22 protein-coding genes are annotated in these 26,302 nt (G+C 64.3%); 13 read left to right on the top strand and 9 right to left on the bottom strand.

Going from position 1 to position 26,302, the window contains the following annotated elements; translation table 11 throughout:
- Positions 1 to 131 precede the first annotated feature (131 nt).
- Positions 132 to 1,088: a helix-turn-helix domain-containing protein gene (locus PMI15_RS14540; RefSeq protein WP_157214632.1), complete on the top strand. Its 957-nt coding sequence runs from the start codon at positions 132 to 134 to the stop codon at positions 1,086 to 1,088.
- Positions 1,089 to 1,236: 148 nt separating this feature from the next.
- On the opposite strand, the gene PMI15_RS14535 is transcribed toward PMI15_RS14540, so the two are convergent.
- From PMI15_RS14535 to PMI15_RS14515, 5 genes are all read right to left on the bottom strand, one after another.
- Positions 1,237 to 2,355, bottom strand: coding sequence for a 2-aminoethylphosphonate--pyruvate transaminase (locus PMI15_RS14535; protein WP_007870290.1), 1,119 nt, complete (start codon positions 2,353 to 2,355; stop codon positions 1,237 to 1,239).
- A 31-nt stretch (positions 2,356 to 2,386) separates the two neighbouring features.
- A complete protein-coding gene (locus PMI15_RS14530) occupies positions 2,387 to 2,899 on the bottom strand; it encodes a DinB family protein (RefSeq protein ID WP_051001981.1) in 513 nt (170 codons plus the stop codon).
- 8 nt (positions 2,900 to 2,907) lie between these two features.
- Positions 2,908 to 4,623 (bottom strand): putative 2-aminoethylphosphonate ABC transporter permease subunit, encoded by a 1,716-nt coding sequence (locus PMI15_RS14525; protein WP_007870287.1) that lies wholly within the window; start codon positions 4,621 to 4,623, stop codon positions 2,908 to 2,910.
- Positions 4,623 to 5,675 carry a putative 2-aminoethylphosphonate ABC transporter ATP-binding protein gene (locus PMI15_RS14520; protein WP_007870282.1) on the bottom strand — a complete coding sequence of 351 codons (1,053 nt, stop codon included), beginning with the start codon at positions 5,673 to 5,675 and terminating at the stop codon, positions 4,623 to 4,625. Before PMI15_RS14520 ends, PMI15_RS14525 begins: the two co-directional genes overlap by 1 nt.
- A gap of 133 nt (positions 5,676 to 5,808) precedes the next feature.
- Complete coding sequence (locus PMI15_RS14515) at positions 5,809 to 6,858, bottom strand: putative 2-aminoethylphosphonate ABC transporter substrate-binding protein (protein ID WP_007870279.1); 1,050 nt, start codon at positions 6,856 to 6,858, stop codon at positions 5,809 to 5,811.
- A 187-nt stretch (positions 6,859 to 7,045) separates the two neighbouring features.
- Between PMI15_RS14515 and PMI15_RS14510 the strand changes: the two genes are divergently transcribed.
- The 6 genes from PMI15_RS14510 to PMI15_RS14485 all read left to right on the top strand — a co-directional run bounded on the left by PMI15_RS14510 (position 7,046) and on the right by PMI15_RS14485 (position 14,440).
- Entirely contained in the window at positions 7,046 to 7,834 is a 789-nt protein-coding gene (locus PMI15_RS14510) for a phosphonate utilization associated transcriptional regulator (protein ID WP_007870276.1), read from the top strand.
- Complete coding sequence (gene phnA, locus PMI15_RS14505; protein ID WP_007870272.1) at positions 7,821 to 9,059, top strand: phosphonoacetate hydrolase; 1,239 nt, start codon at positions 7,821 to 7,823, stop codon at positions 9,057 to 9,059. Before PMI15_RS14510 ends, phnA begins: the two co-directional genes overlap by 14 nt.
- A 69-nt stretch (positions 9,060 to 9,128) precedes the next feature.
- A complete protein-coding gene (gene phnY / locus PMI15_RS14500; RefSeq protein WP_051001984.1) occupies positions 9,129 to 10,550 on the top strand; it encodes a phosphonoacetaldehyde dehydrogenase in 1,422 nt (473 codons plus the stop codon).
- 16 nt (positions 10,551 to 10,566) lie between these two features.
- A complete protein-coding gene (locus PMI15_RS14495; protein WP_007870266.1) occupies positions 10,567 to 11,136 on the top strand; it encodes a phosphonate degradation HD-domain oxygenase in 570 nt (189 codons plus the stop codon).
- Positions 11,126 to 11,983 carry an EamA family transporter gene (locus PMI15_RS14490; protein ID WP_007870264.1) on the top strand — a complete coding sequence of 286 codons (858 nt, stop codon included), beginning with the start codon at positions 11,126 to 11,128 and terminating at the stop codon, positions 11,981 to 11,983. Before PMI15_RS14495 ends, PMI15_RS14490 begins: the two co-directional genes overlap by 11 nt.
- A 30-nt stretch (positions 11,984 to 12,013) precedes the next feature.
- On the top strand, positions 12,014 to 14,440 hold the full coding sequence (locus tag PMI15_RS14485) for an FAD-dependent oxidoreductase (RefSeq protein ID WP_007870262.1): 2,427 nt from the start codon (positions 12,014 to 12,016) through the stop codon (positions 14,438 to 14,440).
- Between the two features lie 5 nt (positions 14,441 to 14,445).
- Here PMI15_RS14485 and PMI15_RS14480 read toward each other — a convergent pair whose 3' ends face one another.
- From PMI15_RS14480 to PMI15_RS14470, 3 genes are all read right to left on the bottom strand, one after another.
- Positions 14,446 to 15,852: a sensor histidine kinase gene (locus PMI15_RS14480; protein WP_051001980.1), complete on the bottom strand. Its 1,407-nt coding sequence runs from the start codon at positions 15,850 to 15,852 to the stop codon at positions 14,446 to 14,448.
- Positions 15,853 to 15,963: 111 nt separating this feature from the next.
- Entirely contained in the window at positions 15,964 to 16,638 is a 675-nt protein-coding gene (locus PMI15_RS14475) for a response regulator transcription factor (RefSeq protein WP_007870259.1), read from the bottom strand.
- A 102-nt stretch (positions 16,639 to 16,740) separates the two neighbouring features.
- Entirely contained in the window at positions 16,741 to 17,223 is a 483-nt protein-coding gene (locus PMI15_RS14470) for a MarR family winged helix-turn-helix transcriptional regulator (protein ID WP_007870257.1), read from the bottom strand.
- A gap of 192 nt (positions 17,224 to 17,415) precedes the next feature.
- Between PMI15_RS14470 and recA the strand changes: the two genes are divergently transcribed.
- Together recA and recX are read left to right on the top strand one after the other, a co-directional pair.
- Positions 17,416 to 18,558: a recombinase RecA gene (gene recA, locus PMI15_RS14465; RefSeq protein ID WP_007870255.1), complete on the top strand. Its 1,143-nt coding sequence runs from the start codon at positions 17,416 to 17,418 to the stop codon at positions 18,556 to 18,558.
- Positions 18,559 to 18,652: 94 nt separating this feature from the next.
- On the top strand, positions 18,653 to 19,141 hold the full coding sequence (recX, locus tag PMI15_RS14460; RefSeq protein ID WP_007870253.1) for a recombination regulator RecX: 489 nt from the start codon (positions 18,653 to 18,655) through the stop codon (positions 19,139 to 19,141).
- Between the two features lie 2 nt (positions 19,142 to 19,143).
- Here recX and argC read toward each other — a convergent pair whose 3' ends face one another.
- Positions 19,144 to 20,055, bottom strand: coding sequence for an N-acetyl-gamma-glutamyl-phosphate reductase (gene argC / locus PMI15_RS14455; protein ID WP_007870249.1), 912 nt, complete (start codon positions 20,053 to 20,055; stop codon positions 19,144 to 19,146).
- Positions 20,056 to 20,341: 286 nt separating this feature from the next.
- Here argC and sucC point away from each other — a divergent pair, with 286 nt between their 5' ends.
- The 4 genes from sucC (at position 20,342) to PMI15_RS25485 (ending at position 26,292) form a co-directional block, all read left to right on the top strand.
- Positions 20,342 to 21,502 (top strand): ADP-forming succinate--CoA ligase subunit beta, encoded by a 1,161-nt coding sequence (gene sucC / locus PMI15_RS14450; RefSeq protein WP_007870246.1) that lies wholly within the window; start codon positions 20,342 to 20,344, stop codon positions 21,500 to 21,502.
- 18 nt (positions 21,503 to 21,520) lie between these two features.
- On the top strand, positions 21,521 to 22,414 hold the full coding sequence (sucD, locus tag PMI15_RS14445; RefSeq protein WP_007870244.1) for a succinate--CoA ligase subunit alpha: 894 nt from the start codon (positions 21,521 to 21,523) through the stop codon (positions 22,412 to 22,414).
- Between the two features lie 120 nt (positions 22,415 to 22,534).
- On the top strand, positions 22,535 to 23,236 hold the full coding sequence (locus PMI15_RS14440; RefSeq protein WP_007870242.1) for a TerC family protein: 702 nt from the start codon (positions 22,535 to 22,537) through the stop codon (positions 23,234 to 23,236).
- 314 nt (positions 23,237 to 23,550) lie between these two features.
- Entirely contained in the window at positions 23,551 to 26,292 is a 2,742-nt protein-coding gene (locus PMI15_RS25485) for a CHASE2 domain-containing serine/threonine-protein kinase (protein WP_007870240.1), read from the top strand.
- Positions 26,293 to 26,302 lie beyond the last annotated feature (10 nt).

Below are 26,302 nucleotides of genomic sequence, written 5' to 3'. Positions count from 1 at the left end.
GGGTTGAAATCCCATTTCGGCAAATAGGGCGGCAAGCTTGCCCGGGGAATGGGCGCAAAAGGGGAGGCAAGTAAGTCGAACTGTTTCAAACCGTAGCTTGCATGCGGCACGAATCCTGCAAGAATGCGGCGATGCCACACCCTTCCGACACCGTCCAGCCAGCCCTGCTGTCTCGCGCGTCGTTTGCCGACGCGGACGAGCAGGCGGCAGCGCTCACGGGCTGGAACCAGAGCTACCTCCAGCTCTCGCGAGGCGCCTTTGGCGGGGAGGTGCGCCAGCTGGAGTTCGCGGGCCTGCGCCTCTTTGTGGAAAGCCTGCGGGAGTCTGTCTATCAGACCGGCCAGATCCGTGATGGTGCGCTGGCCCTGGGGCTGCCGCTGCAGGTTGAAGGGCCCAGCGTTTTTTGCGGCGCGCCCAGCGATGCCGGGGCGTTGCACGTGTTTTCGGGGGCGTCGGGTTTTGAGTTCCGCTCCTCCCGGCGCCATGTCATGCTGGGGCTGGAGCTCGATGAAGCGGCCTGGCGCCGCTGCGGCGAACACGACCCGGCCCTGCAGGCGCGGCTCGGTGCGCAGGCCGGCCTGCGCCCGCTGGATGCCGCCGCGCAGGCGGGGCTCAGGCAGTGCCTGACGGGGGTGCTGGATACGGTCGAGGCGGCGCCGGCATTGCTGCAGTCGCCCGCTGTTCAGGCCGCCATGCTTGACACCGTCATGGAGCAACTTGGCCGCGTTCTTGCACCCGCGGGTAGCGCGGACTCGGTCGGCGCCCATGGGCATTGGACGCTGACGCGACGTGCCCGCGAGCTGGTGCATGCGCAGCTGGAGCAGCCGCCCAGTGTGCTGGCGCTGTGCCAACAGCTGGGTGTGAGCCGGCGCACCCTGCAAAACGGTTTTCAGACGACGCTGGGCATCAGCCCATTGGCTTATCTGCGCGCCGTGCGCTTGAACGCCGCCAGGCAGGCGTTGAAAACCGCCACGTCCGTGACGGAAGCTGCAACGCACCTGGGTTTTTGGCATTTTGGTCATTTCGCGCACGACTACCAGCAAATGTTTGGCGAGCTGCCTTCTGAATCGTTTCGCCGGTGGCATTAGGGCCCCCACGGTCGCTCACTTCGTGTGGCCTGCGGCCCTTCTCCCTGCCCCTTTCATGACGGAGGGGGCCGCTGCGCCTGCGGTCTGGCAAAGCCAGTCCCGCGGCCCCTGCTGGTGAAGAGAACGTTGTTACCCGCGTGGCTCTTGCTCAGGCGGCTGGTGCCGCGGATCTGATGCCCATGTCCTGCAGGGCGCCGGCCACGGCCTGCACCGCCTGCGCCATTTCGTTGGGGCCTATGGCGCCTATGCAGCCGACCCGGAAAGTTTCCACCTGGGTCAGCTTGCCGGGGTATAGGACAAAGCCGCGATTGCGCGCGGCGGCATAAAAGGCCTTGAAGTCGTAGCGGTTGTCGGCCGGTGCATGAAAGGTCACGATGATGGGCGCCTGGATGGCCGGGTCCAGGAAGGGCTTGAAGCCGAGTTTTGCCATGCCCGCGACCAGCGTTCGGTAATTGCTCTCGTAGCGCGCCAGGCGCGCGGGCTGGCCGCCTTCCTCCTCGAACTGGGCAATCGCCTCGGCCAGCGCCACCACCACATGGGTGGGCGGCGTGAAGCGCCACTGCGTGGTTCTTTCCATGTAGGTGTACTGGTCGTGCAGGTCCATGGCCAGCGACTGGCTGCGGCCGGCGCAATCCTCCAGCACCGCCTTGCGGATAAACACAAACCCCATGCCGGGCACGCCCTCCAGGCATTTGCCGCTGGCGGCCACCAGCGCGTCGAAGTGCACCTTGCGCGCGTCGATTTCTATCGCGGCGAAGGAACTCATGGCATCCACCAGCAGGCCCTTGCCGTGGGTCTTGCAGACGTCGGCGATTTCCTGGAGCGGATTGAGCACACCGGCGCCGGTCTCGCAGTGGATCAGCATCACGTGGGTGATGCTGGTGTCGGCTTCCAGCATGGCGTCCAGCGCGACGGGGGAGACCTGCGCCGCCTCGTCGAAGGGCATGACGGTGCAGCGCCGGCCCATCAGCGTGGTGAGTTTGGCCGCGCGCTTGCAATAGGCGCCGTTGTCCAGCACCAGCACATGGCCGTCGCGCGGCACCACGGTGGCCACCGCGGCCTCCACGCTGAAGGTGCCGCTGCCCTGCAGCGGCACGACGACGTGCGACGCCTGCCCATGAATGATGGCCAGCAGGCTTTTGCGCACGCTGGCGGTGACGGCGTTGAAGTCGCTGTCCCAGGAGCCCCAGTCCTTGAGCATGGCGAGCTTGGTCCGCAAGGTGGTGGTTAACGGCCCGGGAGTTAAAAGGATTTTGTCTCTGTCCATGGCTTGCCTCTTTGTTTTTTGGGGGTCTGGTTTACTTCAGCTCGGGTGCCGCGTCGCGCAGGAAAACCGGCAAGTCCATGCTGGGCGGCTTTGCCGGCACCTGGTACATCATGTCGGCCACATAACCCCTGTGGAAGGTCTTGTGGTTGACGACGTGCAACAGCATGTCGCCGCGGGTCATGGCGCCTTCGCCGCCGTCGACAAACTTGAAGTGCACAACCTCGCTTTGCGTGCCACCGGTCAAGCCGTCCGCATAAAGGATGTACCAGTCGTCGAGCGCCTGCTGCTGCTCGCGCAGTTGCGCCAGTGTTGGCGTGGTGTCGGTGTTGCGGGAGGTAAAGCCGTGCGGCCGGCCCTGCAGGTGCGCCTGCCAGATCAGGTCGACCACATAAGCGTGGTTCAACGTACGGATCATGTTGCCGAAGGAGGTTGCGCGTGGGGCTGTTACTTCATCGGGATGCAGCTGCTCCAGCGCGATGAAGAGCCGGTCGTTCGCCCAGGCCGCGTAGCGCGTGAGCATGCGAAGGTGGCGATGATCCTGCATGCCTGTGCTCAGCGCGCGCCGCCTCGCCAGGCCTGGGTGCGGCGGTTGACCCACCACGCGAGCGCCATGAACAGGAGGGTGGCAACCGTCGAGGCAGCACCGATCAGCACGGCCATGGCCGCCGCGGCGCCGATCTCGCCGGCCTCGTCGAGGTTCAGGATGGCGATGGAGGCGACCTTGGTTTCGGGCGAGTAGAGAAACACGACGGCGGAGATCGTCGTCATCGCGTTGATGAAGAAGTAGCGCGCGATGTCGACCAGGGCCGGCGTGCAGATGGGCAATGTCACGCGCCAGAAGGTCTTGAAGAAGGGCACCTTGAGCGAGGCGCTGACGGCCTCGAATTCGCCGTCCAGCGCCTTGAGGGCCGTCACCGCCGTCAGGTGGCCGGTGGTGTAGAAGTGCACGATGGTGCACAGCGTGAGCAGGGTCAGCGTGTGGTACAGGCCGTTCAGCGGGTTGCCGGGCGCGTTGAAAAAGAAGATGTAGCCCAGGCCCAGCACCAGGCCGGGCACGGCCATGGGCAGCATGGCCAGCATGCGCACGAAGCCGCGCAGGCCGTCCATGCCCTTGGTTTTTTCGAGCAGGTAGGCGCTGCAGAACACCAGCGCGGTGCCGAAGACGGCCGTGCCCGCCGCCATCTTCAGGCTGTTGACAAAGCCGACGCCGACTTCCGCGTCGACCAGGCCCATGGTGTAGTGGCGCAGGCTGGGGGTCAGGTTGTAGGGCCAGAAGCTGGCAAAGGAGGCGAACACCGCCATACCCAGCATGGCCAGCACCAGGAAGGCGATGGCGCAGCAGTACAGCGTCATGACCCAGTCGTAGCCGCGCGAGGGCGTGGGCCGGTAGGGCACGGCGCGCGCCGTCAGCATCGCGGTCTGGCGCTTGCTCACGTAGTGGTCGACCGCGAAGGTCAGCACGGCGGGCGCCAGCAACAGGATGGCGACGACCGCGCCCTTGGCGAAATCCTGCTGGCCTATGACCAGCTTGAAGACGTCGGTGGCCAGCACGTTGAAATTGCCGCCTATCACTTTCGGGATGCCGAAGTCGGTCATGACCAGCGTGAAGGTGACCAGTGCGGCGGAGATCAGGCCGTATTTGGCGCCGGGCAGGGTGATGGTGAAGAACTTGCGCCTGGCGCTGGTGCCCATGGCGTCGGCGGCTTCGTACAGGCGCGCGTCCGACAGCGTGAGCGCCGTGACCAGGATCATCAGCGCATGCGGGAACACCGCGAAGCATTCGGCCACCACGATGCCGGGGGCGCCGTAGATCTGGTCTATGCCTATGCCCTGCATCCAGGCCTTGAGCACGCCCTGGTTGCCGAACCAGTAAATCAGCGAAATCGCCGACAGCAGCGAAGGCGCGAGCAACGGGATCAGCGTGATGCCGCGAAACAGCGCCTTGTACTGCATGCAGGAGCGCGCCAGCGCGTAGGCAAAACCGAAAGCCAGCGGCACGGCGACCAGGGTGACCACGGCGGAGACCCAGAGGCTGTTCCACAGGCTTTCCAGCAGCGCCGGGGTCTTGGCGTACTCGATGAAGTTGTCGAACCAGATGAAGTCGCCGGACTTGCCCAGCAGCGCCTGCTGCAGGATGGCCAGCAGCGGCGCCGCGAGGAACACGACCAGGATAAGGGCGGCCAGCGCCAGGGCCGCGTAGGCGAGGTGGTCTATCCAGTGCGCGCGCTGCCTGACCATGGGCGGCGCGGGGGGCGTGAAGACCGGCATCAAAACACCTTGATGCGCTCGGGCAGCAGCTTCAGGGGCAGCGAGGAGCCCACTTGCAGCGACTGCTCCGACAGGAAATTGAGCGAGAGATACACCGTGAGCTTGTGGCCGCCCAGCGCGGGCGAGGCCACATGCACATGGCAGAAGGAGCCCAGGAACTCGATTTTCTCGATGGTGGCATCAAACACATGGGCGTCGCCGGCGGCAATCGGGCGGGCCAGCACGTCCTCGGGCCGCAGGTAGATTTTGGCCTCGCGGTCGGCGCCGTCGCAGGGCAGGCACAGCGCGCCGAATTTCATTTCGCCGCCGCTCACGCGCACCGGCATCACATTGACCTTGCCGACAAAGTCAGCGACAAATGGCGAGGCCGGCTCGCGGTAGATTTCCATGGGCGTGCCGACCTGCTCGATCAGGCCGTGGTTCATCACCACGATGCGGTCGGCCACGCTCAGGGCTTCTTCCTGGTCGTGCGTGACCATGATGGTGGTCACGCCCAGCTTTTGCTGCAGCGCGCGTATTTCCTGGCGCAGGCGCACGCGCTCCAGCGCGTCCAGCGCCGACAGCGGCTCGTCCAGCAGCAGCAGGCCCGGCGAAGTGGCCAGCGCCCGCGCCAGCGCAATGCGCTGCTGCTGGCCGCCCGAGAGCTGGCTGGGGTACTTGGCTTCGCTGCCCGGCAGGCCCACCAGCTTGACGAGTTCGCTCACGCGTTTGGCGGCCTCTGCCTTCGGCGTCTTGCGGTTGACCAGGCCGTAGGCCACGTTGTCGGCCACGCTGAGGTTGGGAAACAGCGCATAACTCTGGAACACGATGCCGTAATCGCGCAGCGCCGGCGGCAGCCGCGAAATGTCGCGCCCGCCCTGGTGCACCTCACCGGATGTCTGCACCTCCAACCCGGCAATGATGCGCAGCAGTGTCGTCTTGCCGCAACCCGAAGGCCCGAGAAAACAGACAAACTCGCCCTTGCGGATGTCCAGGTTGATGTCTTGCAAGGCCGTAAAACCGCCGAACTCCTTGCGGATATGGCGCAGGTTCAGAAAAGTGTCTTGGGTCATTCGTGGGCCGTACGTGGATTACCTGGACAGGCAGCGCGGTATCAAGCAAGCAGCCGCGTGGAACCGGCTTCGCCGGGCCACAGCGGCTGCCCCCCTGGGGGGAGACAGCGGCCAAAGGCCGCTGACAGGGGGGCTACTTTTTTTCAGTTTTGGAGTTATAGCGCTTGGTCCACTCGTTCAGGATGCGCTCGCGGTTGTCGGCGGCCCAGTTGAAGTCCATCTTGACGAGGCGGGCCTCGTAGTCCTTGGGTACATTGGCCAGCGGCGGCGCCAGCCCGGGCTGCGCGGTGATGGCGAAGTTCTTGCCGTAGAGCATCATGGCGTCCTTGCTCGACGCCCAGTCGGCCAGCTTTTTGGCAGCCTCCAGTTTTTTCGTGCCCTTGTGGATGGCAAAGGCTTCCAGGTCCCAGCCCAGGCCTTCCTTGGGGAACACCAGGTCTATGGGTGCGCCCTTGGCCTTGTTGGTGTTGCCGCGGTACTCGAACGAGATGCCGGCCAGGAATTCGCCGGCGGCCGCCATGTTGCAGGGCTTGGAGCCCGAGTGGGTGTACTGCGCGATGTTTTCATGCAGCGCGTCCATGTACTTCCAGCCCCCGCCCTTGCCGTCCTTGTCGCCGAACAGCGTGAGCCAGGCGGTCACGTCGAAGTAACCGGTGCCGCTGGAGGCGGGGTTGGGCATGACGATCTGGCCCTTGTAGATGGGCTTGGTCAGGTCCTGCCAGGTTTCGGGCGTGGGGATGTTCTTCTTCTTGGCCTCGACGGTGTTGAAGCACACGGTGGCGCCCCACACGTCCATGCCGAACCAGGCGGGGACTTTCTTCTTGTCACGGTACTGACTCATGATCCCGTCAAGATTGATGGGCGCATAGGGCTCGAGCATGCCCTGCTTGTCGAGCAGCGCCAGGCTGGAGGCGGCCACACCCATGATGGTGTCGGCCTGGGGATTGGATTTTTCCGCCAGCAGCTTGGCGGTGATCACACCGGTCGAGTCGCGCACCCATTTGATTTCGATGTCGGGATACACCTTGTTGAAGCCTTCCTGGTAGGCCTTGATCTGGTCGGTTTCCAGCGCGGTGTAAACCAGCAACTGGGTTTTCTGGGCGAAGGCGCCGGTGGAGGCGGCCAGCAGGCCAAGAAGACAGATCGCCTTTGACAGGGATTTGAGGTGGGAAGCCAGTCGCATAAAAAGTCCTTTGTGGAAAGCCTGCAATGTTGTTGACTCGTTCGTGTCGGCGGTGACACTGCGATGACCAACCTGAGTGCAGGCCCGTCAACCCAGCTCGTTTTTTATTTAACGCCGACCCTTCTATCTTGTCAATTGTTTATTGCAGATTGTTGACAATCTACATTTCTGTGCTTCAATTCAGGGCATGAACGCTGCTTTGCATCCCACCATCGCGCAACTCCAGAACAGCTCCCTCACCACAGTGGTGCAACAGGAAATCGAGCGCGCGATTCTTGCCGGCGAGTACGAGCCCGGCAGCAAATTGATAGAGGCCACGCTGGCCGAAAAAATGGGCGTCTCGCGCGGCCCGGTGCGCGAGGCCTTTCGCATGCTCGAAGAGGCCGGCCTGGTGCGTACCGAGAAAAACCGCGGCGTCTTTGTGCGCGACATCCCGATCGACGAGGCCGTCGAGATATTCGATTTGCGCGCGGCCATGGATGAACTCGTGGGCCGCCGGCTCGCGGAAAACATCACGGGGCCCCAAGTCAAGGAACTCAAGGCCCTGGTCGACGCCATGGAAAAAGCCGTCAAAGCCGAAGACCCGCAGGCCTACCACCTGCTGAATCTGAGCTTTCACGACCGCATGGTCGAGATGGCGGGCAACCGCAAACTGACCGAGATCTACCGCAAGCTGATCAAGGAGCTGTCGCTGTTCCGGCGCCTGAACCTTGCCGACGGCTGGCTGATGCCCATGTCGGCCAACGAGCACCGGCTGATCGTCAAGGCCATCGCTTCGGGCGACGCCGACGCGGCCGGCCGCGCGATGTTCCAGCATGTGATCGAAAGCAAGGAGCGCACGATAGAAAACGACTTGCGGCGCCAGGCCGGGCAGGCCGATGCGGCTGACAAGCCAGCTCCCGTGAAACTCGTCTCCAACAGCACAGCCGCGCGCAAGGACAAAAACAAGGAAGGATCGTCACGTGGCAAACACTGAGCCGAATGGCGAACTGACGGTGAACGGCAGGACTTACAAGCTGCCGGCCCAGCCCACGGTGGTGGTCTGCGTGGACGGCTGCGAACCCGACTACCTGGCGCAGGCCGTGGCCACGGGCCAGATGCCCTGGCTCAAGCGCACGCTGGCGCTGGGCTCGGGCCTGACGGGCGATTGTGTGGTGCCCAGCTTCACCAACCCGAACAACCTGTCCATCGTGACCGGCGCGCCGCCCAGCGTGCACGGCATCTGCGGCAACTACCTGTTCGACACGGCCAGCGGCACCGAGGTCATGATGAACGACCCCAAATGGCTGCGCGCGCCGACCTTGCTGGCCGCGCTGTCCGGTGCCGGCAAATCCCTGGCGGTGGTGACGGCCAAGGACAAGCTGCGCAAGCTGCTGGGCCACCAGATGAAGGGCATCTGCTTTTCGTCGGAGAAGGCCGATCAGGTGTCGCTGGAGGAAAACGGCATCGAGGACGTGCTGGGACTGGTGGGGCTCCCGCTGCCCGGCGTCTACAGCGCCGACCTGTCGGAGTTCGTCTTCGCGGCCGGCGTGAAGATCATGCAAAAGCACAAACCCGACGTGATGTACCTCTCGACCACCGACTATGTGCAGCACAAGCACGCGCCCGGCACCGAAGGGGCGAATGCCTTCTACCGCATGATGGACGGTTACATGCAGCAGCTCGAAGACCTGGGCTGCGTGATCGTGCTCACCGCCGACCACGGCATGAACGCCAAGGTCGCCATGGACGGCACGCCCGACGTGATCTACCTGCAGGACTGGTTCGACAACTGGCTGGGCGCCACCATCGCGCGCGTGATCCTGCCCATCACCGACCCCTATGTGGTGCACCACGGCGCCCTGGGTTCCTTTGCCACGGTCTACCTGCCGGAAGGCACCAACATCGAGGTCGCGCGCAAGCGGCTGGCGGCGCTCAAGGGCATGGAACTGGTGCTCTCGCGCGAGCAGGCCGCCGAACGTTTCGAACTGCCGGCCGACCGCATAGGCGACATCGTGGCGGTGTCCGAGCGCTTCACCGTGATAGGCACCTCGGTGTCGCGCCATGACCTCTCGGCGCTTGAAGTGCCGTTGCGCTCGCACGGCGGCATGAGCGAGCAGCGCGTGCCGCTGATCGTGAACCGCGCGCTGCCCGGGCTGGACCGCAACCGGCGCTTCCGCAATTTTGATGCCTTTGACCTGGCGCTCAATTACGCCCAGTAAGCCCAGGCCCCACGCCATGAAAGCCGCAGTGTGATTGACCAATACATCCGCGACCACCAGCTCAATGCCATGCGCCTGTCGGGCCGCAAGGTCGGCTCGGGCCGAAGCGGCGACCGCTCCATCGCGGTGTTCAACCCCTACACCGAAAAAAAGCTGGGCACCGTGCCCAAGGCCACGCTGGAGGAGGTGCGGCAAACCTTTGCCAGGGCCCATGCCTACAAGCCCCAGCTCACGCGCTACGAACGCGCCGCCATCCTGAACCGCGCGGCCGCCATCATCCAGTCGCGCCTTTCGGAGGTCGCCAACCTGATCACCGCCGAAGCGGGCCTGTGCCTGAAGGACGCCCTTTATGAAGCCGGCCGCGTCAGCGACGTGCTGCTGTTCGGCGCGACCGAGGTGCTCAAGGACGACGGCCAGATCTTCAGCTGCGACCTCACGCCCCACGGTAAAAAGCGCCGGGTCTACACGCACCGCTCGCCGCTGCTGGGCGTGATCACCGCGATCACGCCTTTCAACCACCCGATGAACCAGGTGGCGCACAAGGTGGTGCCCAGCATCGCGACCAACAACCGCATGGTGCTCAAGCCGTCCGAGAAGGTGCCGTTCTCGGCCCTGCTGTTTGCCGACATCCTGTACGAGGCGGGTCTGCCGCCCGAGATGCTCAGCGTGGTGACGGGCGACCCGCGCGAGATCGCCGACGAGCTGATCACCAACCCGCTGGTCGACCTGGTGACCTTTACCGGCGGTGTGGCGATAGGCAAGTACATCGCTTCAAAAGCCGGTTACCGCCGTGTGGTGCTGGAGCTGGGCGGCAACGACCCCATCATCGTGATGGAGGATGCCGACATCGACGAAGCCTCCACCCTGGCCGTGCAGGGCTCCTACAAAAACTCGGGCCAGCGCTGCACCGCCATCAAGCGGCTTCTGGTGCACGAAGCGGTGGCCGGCGAGTTCGTGGAGCAGGTGCGGGCCAAGACCCTGGCCTGGAAATACGGCGACCCGGCCGACAAGGCCAACGACATGGGTACGGTGATCGACGAGCAGGCCGCCATGCTGTTCGAGTCGCGCGTCAACGAGGCGGTGGCGCAGGGCGCAAAACTGCTGGCCGGCAACCAGCGCCGCGGCGCGCTGTATTCGCCCACGCTGCTGGACCATGTGTTGCCGCAGATGACGGTGGTGCGCGAGGAAACCTTCGGGCCGGTTTCGCCGGTCATACGTTTTAGAAACATCGACGAAGCCATTGAAATTTCCAACGGCACGGCCTACGGCCTGTCGAGCGCGGTCTGCACCAACCGCCTGGACTACATCAACCGTTTTGTGAGCGAGCTGCACGTCGGCACGGTCAATGTGCGCGAGGTGCCGGGCTACCGCCTGGAGCTCACGCCTTTTGGCGGCATCAAGGATTCGGGCCTGGGGTATAAGGAAGGTGTGCAGGAAGCGATCAAGAGCTTTACCAACCTCAAGACCTATTCCCTCCCCTGGAATGCATGACCTCTGAGGAACTCATATGCTGAGCTTTGACGACATCGAACGACTCTTCGAAGAGCGCGGCGGCGAACAATACAGCGGGGAGCCCGTGACGCAGCTGCAGCACGCGCTGCAGACCGCCGCATGGGGCGAGGCCGAAGGCGCGAGCGACGCACTGGTCACCGCCGCCCTGCTGCACGACCTGGGCCATTTGCTGCACGACCTGGGCGAGACACCCTCTCTGCGCGGCGTGGACGATGTGCACCAGTACCGCGCACTGCCGTTTTTGCGCGGCCTGTTTCCCGACGCGGTGCTGGACGCGATCAAACTGCATGTGGATGCCAAGCGCTACCTGTGTGCGGCCCGGCGCGGCTACCATTCCAGCCTTTCGGCGGACTCCAAACGCAGCCTGCTGCTGCAGGGCGGCATTTTTACGGCTGAAGAGGCCGCCCGTTTCATGGCCCAGCCCGGCGCTGAAGACGCGGTAAAACTGCGCCTCTGGGACGACCTCGCGAAGGACGCGAACAAGGCCACACCGCCGCTGGCCCACTATCTGGCGCGGGCCCGGCGCTGCGCCCTTCCCGCCGCAGAGCCTTCGCTTGCCGCCTGAAGTCCTGGCCCTGACCTGGCCGGTGCTGTGCGCCGTGCTGTTCGGCGCGCTGCTGCACGCGGGCTGGAACGCGCTGGTCAAGTCCAGCGCCGACAAGTCCATGGACATGGCGGTCATCCATTTGATCGGCTCGGTGCTGGCCTTGCCGCTGGTGCTGATGGCGGGCCTGCCGCGCGTGGAGGCCTGGCCGTTTATAGGCGCCTCGGTGCTGATCCACATCGGCTACTACATCGCCACCACCCAGGCCTACAAGCACGGCGACCTGGGCCTGACCTATCCGCTGATGCGCGGCGTGGCGCCGCTGCTGGTGGCGCTGTCGGCCACCTTCACGCTGGGCGAAACCTTGACGCCGCTGGCATGGGCCGGGATCATCGGCATCTGCGGCGGCGTGCTGGTGCTGGGCCTGAGCCGCCATGCGCTGCATGCGCGCAAGGCCGTGGGCTTCGCGCTGGCCAATGCGGTCATCATCGCGATCTACACGGTGGTCGATGGGCTGGGCGTTCGGGCTTCGGGCAACGCGCTGCAATATGTCGCCGCCCTGTTCCTGCTCGACGGCTGGCCCTTCGGCCTCCTGATGATGGCGCGCCGCGGGCGGGCCATGGCCGACTACGCGCGCCACCGCTGGCCGGTGGCCACCGGCGGCGCCCTGGCTTCGCTGGGCTCCTACGGCATCGCGCTGTGGGCCATGACGCGCGCGCCCGTGGCCACGGTGGCGGCGCTGCGCGAAACCTCCGTGCTGTTCGCGGTGCTGCTCGGTTGCTGGCTGCTCAAGGAGGCCTTCACGCTGCGCCGCTTCGCCGGCAGCTGCGCGATTGTGGGCGGCGTGATGGCCATACGGCTGGCCTAGCCCCGCACCTTTTGAGATGAGGTCCGCACCATGACCACCCCGACATTTCCCGGCCATGCAGAAATCATCATCGTGGGCGGCGGCATCGCCGGCTGCTCGGTGGCCTACCACCTGGCCAGGATGGGCAAGACCGACGTGCTGCTGCTGGAGCAGGGCAAGCTCACCAGCGGCACCACCTGGCATGCGGCCGGCCTGGTCGGCCAGATGCGGCCCAACCGCAACATGACGCAGATGAGCAAGTACGGCATAGAGCTGTATGCCTCGCTGGAGGCCGAGACCGGCCTGGCCACGGGCTGGAAGCAATGCGGCAGCGTCAACGTGGCGCGCACGCCCGAGCGCATGAAGGTGCTCAGGAAGCAGGTGGCCATGGCCAACAGCTTTGGCGTCGAATGCCATGAGATATCGCCGCGGGAAGCCGGCGACAAATACCCCATCATGCGCACCGACGACTTGCAGGGCGCGATCTGGCTGCCCGGTGACGGCAAGGCCAACCCGGCCGATCTGTGCATGTCGCTGGCCAAAGGCGCGCGCAATCGCGGCGTGAAGATGCTGGAAGGCGTCGAAGTGACGGGCGTCATCACCGAAAACGGCGGGGCAGCGGGTGTGCGCACCGCGCAGGGTGAGGTGCGCTGCGAGGTCCTCGTCAACTGCGCCGGCCAGTGGGCGCGGCAGTTCGGCCGGCTCGCGGGCGTGAACGTGCCGCTGTACTCGGCCGAGCATTTTTACATCGTCACCGGCAAGATTCCCGGGGTGCACCCCATGCTGCCGGTGATGCGCGACCCGGACGGCTACATCTACTACAAGGAAGAAGTCGGCGGCCTGGTGATGGGCGGCTTTGAGCCGCAAGCCAAGCCCTGGAAGATGGACCCGATTCCCTCGACCTTCCAGTTCGAGCTGCTGGACGAGGACTGGGACCAGTTCGAGCCCTTGATGACCGCCGCGCTGCACCGCACGCCCTGCCTGGAGACGGCCGAGGTCAAGATGCTGCTCAACGGCCCGGAAAGCTTCACGCCCGACGGCAATTTCATCCTCGGCGAGGCGCCCGAGCTGCGCAATTATTTTGTCTGCGCGGGTTTTAACTCGGCCGGCATCGCCAACAGCGGCGGGGCGGGCCGGCTCATGGCCGAATGGATTGTGGGCGGCGAACCCGGCACCGATTTGTGGGATGTGGACATACGCCGCTTCGGCAGCTTCACCGGCAACCGCAAGGCATTGGCCGAGCGCACCGGCGAAACCCTGGGCCTGCATTACGCCATGCGCTGGCCCCGGCAGGAACTGGAGACGGCGCGGCCGCTGCGCACCTCGCCCCTGTACGACATGCTGGCCGCCAAGGGGGCGGAGTTCGGCAGTAAGAACGGGTGGGAGCGGGCCAACTATTTCAGGCCTCAAGGCGTGCCCAGGCCCGAGCACACCTTGGGTAAACCCGGCTGGCTCCCCTGGATGATTGAAGAGCAAAAAGCCACACGCGAAACCGTGGCCCTCTACGACCAGACGTCCTTCTCCAAATACCTGCTGCAGGGACGCGATGCGCTGGCCGTGTTGCAGCGCCTGTGCGCCAACGAGATGGACGTGCCCGTCGGCAAGATGGTTTACACCGCCATGCTCAACGAGCGGGGCGGTTTTGAAAGCGACCTCACGGTGATGCGGCAGGCTGTGGACCGCTTCATGGTCATCACCGGCTCGGCGCAGACCGTGCGCGACTTCGACTGGATCACGCGGCACATCGGCGACACCGAACACGCGGTGCTGACCGATGTGTCCGCCCTGTATTCGGTGCTCTCGCTCATGGGTCCAAAAGCGCGCGAGCTGCTGGCACTGGTCAGCCCCGACGACCTGTCGCCCGAGGCGCTGAAGTTTTCATGGACGAAAGAAATAGACCTGGGCTTTGCGCGTGTGCGCGCGGCGCGAATGAGTTATGTGGGCGGACCGGGCTTTGAGCTGTACGTGCCGGTTGAAATGGCGCGCCATGTCTACCTCGCGCTCATGGACGCCGGCCGGGCGCTGGGCATTCGCGACGCGGGTTATTACGCGCTGGATGCCTTGCGCATAGAACAGGGCAGGCGTGCCTGGGGCGCGGAGCTGGGGCCGGACGAAACTCCGTGGGAGGCCGGCCTGGGCTTCAGCGTCAAACTGGACAAGCCGGCCGATTTCATCGGCAGGGCCGCGCTGCTCAATTCGCAGGGCTTGGCGCTGCGCAAGAAGCTGGTGACGCTGGTGTTCGACACCGACAAGGCTTTTGCCTGGGGCGGCGAGGCCATCATGCTGGGCGGGCAATCGGTGGGAGAGATCTCCTCGGTCGGCTGGAGCCCGCTGGCCGGCGCCTGCGTGGCCCTGGCTTATGTGCGCGGCGGCAGCGCGAACCATGCGCATGACGGAACGCCGGCGCAGATCGAGCTGTGGGGTGAGCGCGTGGGCGTGAAGCTCTACGACCGCTGGCCGCCTGCAAAATCCGGTTGAGTTCTTTATGCGCCCTCGGGCAAATCCATGCCGACAAACCGCACGGTAACGCGTGTGCCCGGCGTTTGTGTATGGCCCGGCAGGGCCGCATCCTCGATCGAAATCGTCGCGCCGTGCTGCTTGGCGATTTCCAGGACGATGGCCAGGCCCAGGCCCGAGCCGTCCACGTTGGTGCCCAGCGCGCGGTAAAAGGGCTGGAACACCAGTTCGCGTTCCGACTCCAGGATGCCGGGCCCCGAGTCTTCCACCAGCAGCACCAGCACGCCGCTGAAGCGGTCCGTCATCAGCCGCAGGGTGACCTGGCCTTTTTCGGGCGTGTAGTTGATGGCGTTGTCCAGCAGGTTGCGCACCAGTTCCTTGAGCAGGGTCGCGTTGCCTTCGAGCTGCGTGGCCTGCTCGCCGGCGTCGGGCCCGTCGTAGCCGAGGTCGATCTGCTTTTCGAGCGCGCGCGGCACCGAGTCGGCCATCACTTCCGAGACGATGTGCACCAGGTCGATATGCTGCTTGGCCAGGCTGCGGCCGGTGGTTTCGGCGCGCGCCAGGGCCAGCAGCTGGTTGACGGTGTGGGTGGCACGGATGCTGGCGCGGCCTATGTGCTTGAGAGACTTCTTGAGTTCGTCGGCGTCGGTCTCGCGCTGCGCCAGGTCGGCCTGCATGCGCAGGCCCGCCAGTGGCGTCTTGAGCTGGTGGGCCGCGTCGGCCAGGAAGCGTTTTTGCGTGGTCAGCGAGACCTTGAGCCGGCTCAGCAGGTCGTTGATGGAGGACACCAGCGGCGCGACCTCCTCGGGCACCGCGGTTTCGTCCAGCGGGCTCATGTCGTCGGACTTGCGCGCGCGTATGCGCTTTTCAAGCTGGGCCAGCGGCTTGATGCCGCGCACCAGCGCCAGCCATACCAGCAGCACGGCCAGCGGCAGCGTGACGAACTGCGGCACCATGGTGCCCTTGACGATTTCGGTGGCCAGCGTCTTGCGTTTTTCCAGCGTCTCGGCCACCTGCACCAACACCAGTACCGGCTGCGAGCCGGCGGGCGTGCCCTTCACGTCCACCTTGAGCCAGGTGTAGGCCACGCGCACGTCCTCGCCCTGGATCACGTCCTCGCGCAGCCGCACTTCGCCGTTGGTGGGCTTGTCCTCGTCGGGCGGCGCAGGCAGGTCGTGCTCGCCGCTCAGGTGCTCGCCCTGCGTTCCCACCACCTGGTAGTAGACGAGGTCGGTGTCGTCGGCGCGCAGGATTTCGCGCGCGGGCGCCGTGAGGGTGAACTGCACCTGGTTGTTCTTGACCACCACCAGCTTGGCCAGTGCCTGCACGTTGTATTCGAGCGCGCGGTCAAAAGGCTTGCCCGCGATGTTTTGCGCCACCAGCCAGGTCAGCGCCAGGCTGATGGGCCACAGCAGCAGCAGCGGCGTGAGCATCCAGTCGAGGATCTCGCCGAAGAGGCTGCGGCGTTCGCGCTGAAACAGCCTTAATGCCACGGCACGCTTTGGGTGAAAACCGGCGAAGCGGCAACAGCAAATATCAAATGGCTACCCTGGTATTTTTTCGAGGCAGTAGCCCAGGCCGCGCACCGTCGCGATCCGCACCGGGCCTTTTTCAATTTTCTTGCGCAGGCGGTGGATGTAAACCTCGATCGCGTTGTTGCTGACCTCCTCGCCCCATTCGCAGAGGCGCTCCACCAACTGGTCCTTGCTGACGAGGCGGCCGGCGCGCTGCAGCAGCACTTCGAGCAAACCGAGTTCGCGCGCCGACAGCTCCAGCATCTGGCCGTCTATGGTGGCGACGCGGCCGGCCTGGTCGTACACCAGCGGGCCGTGCTTGATGGTGCTGCTGGCGCCGCCCATGCCGCGGCGTATCAGCGCGCGCACGCGGGCTTCGAGTTCCTGCAGCGAAAAAGGTTTGGCCATGTAGTCGTCGGCGCCGTAGTCCAGGCCTTTGACACGCTCTTCCACGCTGTCGGCGGCCGTCAGGATCAGCACCGGCATGGCCGAGCCGCGGGCGCGCAGGCGCTTGAGCACTTCCAGGCCGTGCATGCGCGGCAGGCCCAGGTCCAGGATCAGCAAATCGAATTCGGTGTTGGTGAGCAAGGCGGCGTCGGCTTCGGTGCCGCTGGCCACGTGGTCGGCCGCCGCGCCGGAGGCGCGCAAAGTGCGCAGCAGGCCATCGGCCAGCACCTGGTCGTCTTCGGCAATCAGAATACGCATGGTTGTCTCCAGATATCCGCCCCTTGTGGCCTGGGGCGATTGTGTGTTCCCGGACAAATTCTAGGCTTTTGTCGCCTCTGCTTTGCTGACACGGCAATGCGATCAAGCGCCCGCATAAGCTTCCAGCCCCAGCGCCACCACGGTGGCCACATCATGCCCCACCGCCTGGCGAAATTCGTCCTCGGCCTGGCGCACGGCCTGGTGAAAGGCTTCCAGCCAGAGCAGGCCTGATTCGGTGAACACCACCCGGCGGGCGCGTTTGTCGTGCGGGTCGGGCTGGCGCGTGACCAGGCCCCAGGCCTCGCACTGGTCGACCAGGTCGCCCATGGCCTGCTTGCTCATGCCGGCGCTGTGCGCCAGGTCGGTCAGGCGCGAACCGGCCACGGCCAGGTGGCGCGTGATGTGGATATGGGCGGCGCCGACCTGGTCGCGCGCCGCCAGGTTGGACAGCGCCAGCGGCACCTCCACGCTGCTGGCCATCAGCGAGAGCACGCGCTCGTCGAAGCGGCGCAGCGCATGGCCCATGAGTCGCCCCAGGTGGGTCTGCCGCCAGCCGGCCTCGGTCGCGCCGAAGGGGCTGGGCATGGGAGGTGGGGGTGTCATTTCCGCCATGAAAACGATGGTAAGCCATTTGATCAGGCAAACTGACTAAAAATAGGGTTTACTTATTTTTATGGCGCCCATAAAGTACTGGTCATGCATCCAGCGCTGTGATTAAAAGCAGATGCTGGAATCCAGGCAACAAGTTTTACATCATTGATTTTCAAGGAGTTTTTCATGGAACTGACCAACAAGCTGAACCCCGCCCAGAACCCCGTGCAAAGCGCCGCCCTGAACACCGAAAAGGCCAAGGCCCTGCAAGCCGCGCTGGCCCAGATCGAAAAGCAGTTCGGCAAAGGCACCATCATGAAGCTGGGCGACGGCGAAGTGATTGAAGACATCCAGGTCGTTTCCACCGGTTCCCTGGGCCTGGACATCGCCCTGGGCGTGGGCGGCCTGCCGCGCGGCCGGGTGGTTGAGATCTACGGCCCGGAATCGTCCGGCAAGACCACGCTGACCCTGCAGGTCATCGCCGAAATGCAAAAATTGGGCGGCACCTGCGCTTTTGTGGACGCCGAGCACGCGCTGGACATCCAGTACGCGCAAAAGCTGGGCGTGAACCTGCAGGACCTGCTGATTTCCCAGCCCGACACCGGCGAGCAGGCGCTTGAAATCGTCGACTCCCTGACCCGCTCCGGCGCGGTGGACCTGATCATCGTCGACTCGGTGGCGGCGCTCACGCCCAAGGCCGAGCTCGAAGGCGAAATGGGCGACTCGCTGCCCGGCCTGCAGGCCCGCCTGATGAGCCAGGCGCTGCGCAAGCTCACCGCCACCATCAAGAAGGCCAACTGCACGGTCATCTTCATCAACCAGATCCGCATGAAGATAGGCGTGATGTTCGGTTCGCCCGAAACCACCACCGGCGGCAATGCGCTGAAGTTCTATGCCTCGGTGCGCCTGGACATCCGCCGCATCGGCTCGATCAAGAAGGGTGAAGAGGTGATCGGCAACGAAACCCGCGTCAAGGTGGTCAAGAACAAGGTGGCCTCGCCCTTCAAGACGGCGGAGTTCGACATTCTTTACGGCGAGGGCATCAGCCGCTTGGGCGAGGTGCTGGACCTGGGGGTGGCTGGCCACATCGTCGAGAAAGCCGGCGCCTGGTACGCCTTCAACGGCGAAAAAATCGGCCAGGGCCGCGACAACTCGCGTGAATTCCTCAAGGAAAACCCCGAACTCGCGATCGAGATCGAAAACAAGGTGCGCGAATCGCTGGGCATCCCGCTGGTGCAGGTGGCCGGCAGTGTCGATGCCCCGGCCGAAAAGCCAGCCAAGGCCGATAAAGCCGAGAAGGCTGAGAAGCCTGCCAAAGCGGCTGCCTGATTTTTAATGCGAATAAGGCTCTGGCCCAGATGGAGCACGCACTAAGAGCTATTAAAACGATAGCGAATTGCGCGTGGGGCCTGGCCTGTTGACCATGGACAATCCGGCAGATCACAAACCAGCCAAACCCGCCCGTGCGGGTTTTGGCCTTTCCCTGAAGGGCCGCGCGCTGCGTTACCTTGCCGCGCGCGAGCATTCGCGCGCCGAACTGGAGCGCAAACTCGCGCCCCATGAGGAAATGCCGGGCCAGCTGGCCCAGGTGCTGGACGACTTGCAGGCCAAGGATTTCATCAGCGAGGCGCGCGTGGTCGAGTCGGTGATTAACCGGCGCGCGGGCCGTTTTGGAGCGGCACGCATCAAGCATGAATTACTGGGCAAAGGCCTCAGCGCGGAACGCGTGGCCGGCGCCATGGACAGCCTCAAGGGCAGCGAGCTGGAACGCGCCCGCGAGATCTGGCGCAAAAAATTCGAGGGGCCGGCGCCCGATGCGGCCGGCCGCGCCAAACAAATGCGCTTCCTGGCGGCCCGGGGCTTTGGCGGTGAAGTCATCCGCCGCGTCGTATCGCAGACCGACGAGGACTGAGCTTAGAGGCTCAACATCAGTTTCAGGTTTTGCACGGCGGCGCCCGAAGCGCCCTTGCCCAGGTTGTCCAGCCGCGCCACCAGCACCGCCTGGCGGTGCTCTTCATTGGCGAATACGCGCAGTTCCATCTTGTTGGTGTCGTTGAGCGCCAGCGCATCGAGTTTGTTCGATTCGGGCGCGGCTTGCACTGTCACCCATTCGCTGCCGGCGTAGTGTTTGGCCAGCATGTCCTGCAACTGCGCGCCGGTCGGCTTGCCGGGCAGCAGGTCCAGGTGCAGCGGCAACTGCACCAGCATGCCCTGCTTGAAGTTGCCGACGGAAGGGATGAACACCGGGCGGCGTGACAGGCCGGTGTACTTCATGATTTCGGGCAGGTGCTTGTGCTTCAGGCCCAGGCCGTAGAGCTCAAACGCGGGCGCGGTTCCGGCCTCGTAGTCTTCAATCATTTGCCGCCCGCCGCCGGAGTAACCGCTCACGGCGGGAAGGCTCAGGGGGAAATCGGGCGGTATGGCACCGGCGTCGACCAGCGGGCGGATCAGCGCGATCGCGCCGGTGGCATAGCAGCCGGGGTTGCCGACGCGCTCGGCGGTCGCCACGGCGGCGCGCTGCGCCTGTGTGAGTTCGGGAAAGCCATAGACCCAGCCGGGCACGGTGCGGTGCGCGGTGGAGGCATCGATGACCTTGGGTTTTTTGCCGGGCAGGGAATCGATCATGGCCACCGATTCGCGCGCCGCATCGTCGTGCAGGCACAGGATCACCATGTCCACCTGCGCCATCAGCGCGCGCTTGGCCGCCGCATCCTTGCGCAGCTCGGGCGCGATGCTGACCAGCTCGATCTGCGGCATGGCTTGCAGCCGCTCGCGGATTTGCAGGCCCGTGGTGCCGGCTTCTCCGTCAATGAAAACTTTGGGCATGAATGAGGACTTCCAGGTACTGACAACTGAACGAAATACGCCAATAAGGCAAGCGCAGGGGCGCCTTGGCAGGCCAAAACCACCTCAAAAATACCCAATTCGGGGCTATTTTGGGGTGTAAGCCGGGCACAAGAATTGTGCGTCGCACCATGATACAGTTCTGCGTTGCTGCCTGCAGTGACCGCCGACGTGGTTTTTTGGGCCGGTGTGGCCTGTTTCCGACACCCCACAGCCCTGTCCAAATCCCAGTTGCACCCCCTCTTTTACTGAATTCTGAAGGTCTTTCATGAAAATTCACGAGTACCAGGGCAAGGAAATCTTGCGCAATTTTGGTGTGCCTGTGCCGCGCGGCATTCCGGCGTTCACGGTGCAGGAAGCGGTGGAAGCCGCCCAGAAGCTAGGCGGCCCGGTATGGGTGGTCAAGGCGCAAATCCACGCGGGCGGCCGCGGCAAGGGCGGCGGCGTGAAGGTCGCCAAGACCATTGAGGACGTCAAGCGCATCGCCGGCGAAATCCTGGGCATGCAGCTGAAGACGCACCAGACCGGCCCCGAAGGCCAGAAAGTCCGCCGCCTCTATATTGAAGACGGCGCCGACATCCAGAAAGAATATTACGTCTCGGCCGTGACCGACCGCGAGTCGCAAAAGGTGGCCTTTATCGCCTCCAGCGAAGGCGGCATGGACATCGAAGAGGTGGCCCATTCCCACCCCGAAAAAATCATCAAGGTGTTTGTCGATCCGCTGGTCGGCATGACGGACGCCCAGGCCAAGGAAATCGCAAGCGGCATCGGCATGCCTGCCGACTCCGTGCCACAGACCGTCGACATCCTGCAAAAGCTCTACAAATGCTACATGGACACCGACGCTTCGCTGGTGGAGATCAACCCGCTGAACCGCAACAGCAAGGGTGAAGTCATGGCGCTGGACGCGAAGTTCAACTTCGATGCCAATGCGCTGTTCCGCCACCCCGAAATCGTCGCCTACCGCGACCTGGACGAGGAAGACCCGGCCGAAGTCGAAGCCAGCAAGTTCGACCTGGCCTACATCAGCCTGGACGGCAACATCGGCTGCCTGGTCAACGGCGCGGGCTTGGCCATGGCGACCATGGATACCATCAAGCTGTTCGGCGGCGAGCCGGCCAACTTCCTGGACGTGGGCGGCGGCGCGACGGCTGAAAAAGTCACCGAAGCCTTCAAGATCATGCTGAAGAACCCCGATGTCAAAGGCATCCTGGTCAACATCTTCGGCGGCATCATGAAGTGCGACACCATCGCCGACGGCGTCATCACCGCCTGCAAGGCCGTGAACCTCTCCGTGCCGCTGGTCGTGCGCATGAAGGGCACCAACGAAGACCTGGGCAAGAAAATGCTGGCCGACTCCGGTCTGCCCATCATTGCCGCAGACACCATGGCCGAAGCCGCGACCAAAATCGTGGCCGCCGTCAAGTAAGCCCAGGAGAACACAAGCATGTCGATCTACATCAACAAACACACCAAAGTCATCACCCAGGGCATCACCGGCAAGACCGGTCAGTTCCACACCCGCATGTGCCGCGACTACGCGAACGGCAAAGAGGCCTTTGTGGCCGGTGTGAATCCCAAGAAAGCCGGCGAAGACTTCGAAGGCATTCCGATTTTCGCCAACGTGACCGAGGCCGCCAAGGCCACCGGCGCCACGGTGTCCGTCATCTATGTGCCGCCCGCGGGCGCGGCCGCCGCCATCTGGGAAGCCGTGGAGGCCAACCTGGACCTGGCGATTTGCATCACCGAAGGCATTCCGGTCAAGGACATGCTGGAAGTGCGCAACCGCATGAAGGCCAAGGAAGCCGCCGGCGGCAAGAAAACCCTGCTGCTGGGCCCCAACTGCCCCGGCCTGATCACCCCCGATGAAATCAAGATCGGCATCATGCCCGGCCACATCCACCGCAAGGGCCGCATCGGCGTGGTCAGCCGCTCCGGCACGCTGACCTATGAAGCCGTGGCACAGCTCACCGAAATCGGCCTGGGCCAATCCAGCGCCGTCGGCATTGGCGGCGATCCGATCAACGGCCTCAAGCACATCGACGTGATGAAGGCCTTCAATGACGACCCGGACACCGACGCCGTCATCATGATCGGCGAAATCGGCGGCCCCGATGAAGCCGAAGCCGCCCAATGGTGCAAAGCCAACATGAAAAAACCCATCGTCGGCTTCATTGCCGGTGTGACGGCTCCGGCCGGCAAGCGCATGGGCCATGCGGGCGCGCTGATCTCCGGCGGCGCCGACACGGCCGACGCCAAGCTGGCCATCATGGAAGCCTGCGGATTCACCGTGACGCGCAACCCCTCGGAAATGGGCAAGCTGCTCAAGGGCCTGCTGTAAGGCCGGGGTCGGCGGCCGTAAGCATTACTACGAACGCCGCCTGCGCCCATACGGGCTAAACTCGCAAAAACAAAAAAAGCGCTGCATAGCGCTTTTTTTCATTCATAACAGGAGATAGCCATGTTTTTCGGACTGGACCTCGCGTCCCCGCTTTTCTGGAGCGCTTTTGGCTCCATCATCCTCGCCAACATCGTGCTGTCGGGCGACAACGCCGTGGTGATCGCCATGGCGGCGCGCACGCTCAAGCCCGAGCAGCGCGGCAAGGCCATCTTCTGGGGCAGCGCCGCGGCCATCGTCATGCGTATCGTGCTGACCATTGTGGCCATCCAGCTGCTGACCCTGCCCTACCTGAAGCTTATAGGCGCCATCCTGCTGGTTTACATCGGCGTGGACCTGCTCAAGGGCGAGGAAGACGAAGACGGTGAAGGCCATGAAATCAACGGTATGGCCGCCGCTATCCGCACCATCCTGATCGCCGACCTGGTCATGAGCCTGGACAACGTGCTGGCCGTGGCCGCCGCCGCCAAGGGCAACCTGCCGTTGCTGGTACTGGGCCTGCTGGTGAGCATCCCGCTGATCATTTTCGGCGCCACCCTGCTGACCAAGGTCATGGAGCGTTTCCCCATCATCATCACCATAGGCGCCGCCCTGCTCGGCTTCCTGGCCGGCGAAATGCTGCTGACCGACCCGGCTGTGGCCGGCTATTTCGGCCCCGTCAGCGAACAAACCGTGACTTTTGGCGGGATTCTGGGCGCCGTGCTGGTTGTGGCGCTGGGTACCTACCTCACCAAGCGGCAGCAGAAAAAAGCCCCTTCCGCCTGAAATCCGCCCGCCCGTCCCGCGGCTGCGGGACGGCAAGCCTGCACTTGCCTGAAGCCCGCATGGTGCGGGCTTTTGCACATCTGCTGAAATACCACTTATTTGCAACAGTCGGCATGGCTGCCGTGCAAAAGTCCCTTGTCCAGCCGCACCCCGTCTGTTAATGTCCCCTATCAGGAGACTTGTAACCTGCCGAAACAAAGGGCGGCAGGCGTCGTCTGGTGCGCCAAAACGACGGCGTCACCGGACGGCCGGTAATACAAAGCAATTAAAAATCGTCTAGCTTATGCACAGCGAAACAGGACAAGGGACGGGTAGTGGCCAAATCATCTAGAAAGCTGAGTCAGTTCTGGCGGGCAGACTGGTTTGTCGGGGTCCTGGTGGTGCTGGCCGTCCTTTTTCTGCACGGCCTGACCGATTTCTTCGGCACCCTGGAGCGCCGCTACTACGACTTCGCGAGCACCAGCACTTCGCGCCAGCCTTCAGACCGCATCGCTATCATCGCCATCGACGACCAGAGCATTGCCAACATAGGGCGCTGGCCATGGCCGCGCGACGTGCATGCGCAGTTGATCGACCAGCTTTCGGCCGCCAAGGCCAAAACCATCGCGCACACGGCGTTTTTCTTTGAGCCGCAGACGGACCGCGGGCTGGTGTTCATCCGCAAGATGAAGGAAGCGCTGGGCCCGGCCGCCGATCCGGCGACGGCGGCCCAGGGCGGGCTGCCCGAGCAGCTCGGCAAGGTCATCGCCGAGGCCGAAGTCGCACTGGACACCGACGCCAAGCTCGCGGCCAGCATGGGCAAGGCCGGCAACGTCCTGGTGCCCTCTGTTTTCCAGCTGGGCGTGCCGCAGGGCCGCCCCGACAATCCGCTGCCGGCCTATGCCCTGAAGAGCGCGGTGGATGAAACCAACAACTTCTCGCTGCCGGCCATACGCGGGCAGCAGCCCATCGAGCAGATAGGCGCGGCGGCTGCAGGCATCGCCCACCTTAACCAGCTGCCCGACGTGGACGGCGCCGTGCGCCAGGAGCCGCTGCTGATCAATTACTACGGCAAGGCCGTGCCCTCCATGAGTCTGCTGGTGGCGGCCAAGAGCCTGAACCTCGGGCCGGCGGACATCAAGCTCAATGTGGGTGAGTCGGTGCAGATCGGCAAGCTGATGATCAAGACCGACGAATCGGCCTTGATGCTGCCGCAGTTCTACAAGGGTAGGGACGGCCGGCCCGCTTTCGCGGTGGATTCGTTCTACGACGTGATCTCCGGCAAGATCCCGGCCGCCAAATACGCCGACAAGATCGTGATCATCGGTGCCACCGCCGCAGGCGTTGGCACCCAGTTCCCGACCCCGGCCGGCCCCGGGCTTTCGCCGGCGGAAACCATCGCGCACATCACTTCCAGCATCCTGAGCGAGCATTTCATCGTGCAGCCGGGCTGGGGCGTGTGGGTCACGCTGGGCGTTTTACTGCTGGTGGCCGGCTACCTGATCGCCGGCCTGCCCCGGTTGTCGGCGGGCAAGGCCGCCATCGTCACGCTGCTGCTCTTCGTGGTGCTGCTGGTGGTCGAGTTCAGCTTGTTGTCGACGGCCGCGACCTGGCTCAAATTTGTCTTCCCCGCCGCGCTTTTGGTGATAGGCCACCTGGCGCTGACCACCAAGCGCTTCCTCATGACCGAGGCCGGCAAGCTCAAGTCCGACGAAGAGTCCGCTGAAACCAACCGCATGATGGGCCTGGCGCTGCAAGGCCAGGGCCAGCTGGACATGGCCTTTGACCGCTTTCGCCGCGTGCCCTTCACTGACGCGCTGATGGACAACATGAACAACCTCGCGCTGGACTTCGAGCGCAAGCGGCAGTTCAACAAGGCCCAGGCCGTGTACGAATACATGGCCACCTACAACAAGAACCACAAGGACCTGCAGTCCAAGCTCAACCGCGCCAAAAATCTGTCTGAGACGGTCATTCTGGGCGGTGGCGGCTCCCACCCCGGCGGCACCATGCTGCTGGATGGCGGCGCCGTCGAAAAGCCCATGCTGGGCCGCTACCAGGTGGAAAAAGAGCTGGGCAAGGGCGCCATGGGCGTGGTCTACCTCGGCAAGGACCCCAAGATAGGCCGTGTCGTGGCCATCAAGACCATGGCGCTGAGCCAGGAGTTCGAGGGCGAGGAACTCGACGACGCGCGCGAACGCTTCTTCCGCGAGGCCGAGACGGCCGGGCGCCTGCAGCACCAGAACATCGTGACAATTTTTGATGCCGGCGAAGAGCATGACCTGGCCTATATCGCGATGGAGTTCCTCAAGGGCAAGGACCTGGCCGACGTCACCAAGGATGGAAGCCTGCTGCCGGTGCCCAAGGTCCTGTCCATCGTGGCGCGAGTGGCCGAAGCCCTGGCCTACGCGCACAAGCAGAATGTGGTGCACCGGGACATCAAGCCGGCCAACATCATGTACGAGATCGACAGCGATACGGTGAAGGTGACCGACTTCGGCATCGCCCGCATCACGGACTCCAGCAAGACCAAGACCGGCCTGGTGCTGGGCACGCCCAGCTTCATGTCGCCCGAGCAGATCGCCGGCAAGAAGGTCGACGGGCGCTCGGACCTGTATTCGCTGGGAGTGATGCTGTTCCAGATGCTGGCCGGCGTGCTGCCTTTCCGGGGCGACTCCATGGCCGAGCTGATGTACAAGATCGCCAACGAAGAGGCGCCGGACATCCGCATCATCCGCAAGGAACTGCCCGCCCGGCTGGCCGAGGTGGTCGCGCTGTCGCTGGCCAAAAAGCCCGAGCTCCGCTACCAGGACGGCGATCGTTTCGCCGCCGACCTGCGCGAGGTCATCGCGGCCCTGGAAGGCGGCGCGCCGCTGGCCGCCCCTGCCCCTTCTCCCCATGCCGCCCCGCCGGCCGCGCCCTCATTCGATGCCACCGTGGTGCAATCCGCTTCCGCCGCGCAGGCGCCCGAGCCCAGGGCCTATGATGCCACCCAGGCCTTGAATGCCGGCGGAGCCCAGACCTTTGAAAAAACCGTTGTCTCCAGGCCGCCCGCCGCCGACAAAGATACCCAGTGACAACACGAAC

Origin of the sequence: Polaromonas sp. CF318 (assembly GCF_000282655.1) — a bacterium.
Lineage (GTDB): Bacteria > Pseudomonadota > Gammaproteobacteria > Burkholderiales > Burkholderiaceae_C > Polaromonas.
The sequence above is the reverse complement of the archived record's forward strand: the minus strand, read 5'-3'. Positions and strand labels throughout refer to the sequence as shown.